Annotated in this window: 1 protein-coding gene; it reads right to left on the bottom strand. The window is 39.7% G+C overall.

Annotated features, from left to right (window positions below):
- Nucleotides 1-229: SDR family NAD(P)-dependent oxidoreductase (locus R0J88_RS24205; protein ID WP_410901487.1), on the bottom strand; the 229-nt coding region annotated here is incomplete at both ends.

Raw genomic sequence — 229 nt, forward strand, 5'->3', positions numbered from 1 at the left:
ACTAAATACATGCTCTACTTCACTTTCAACAGTCACATTAGCAGCGTAACCTTTAACTATCCCTTTTACGCCTTCAAGCTCTTTTAGTTGCTCGCATTCGTTGTTTAATAAATCTTGTGCCATGTCAATAAGTGCAATATTTGCGCGCATAACTGCAAACTTTTGCTCCATAGCGAAACCTAAACCTTGCGCCCCACCTGTGATGACTACCGTATTATTTTTGATTTCC

The sequence above is a fragment of the Pseudoalteromonas sp. SIMBA_162 genome, assembly GCF_046535955.1.
Lineage (GTDB): Bacteria > Pseudomonadota > Gammaproteobacteria > Enterobacterales > Alteromonadaceae > Pseudoalteromonas > Pseudoalteromonas marina.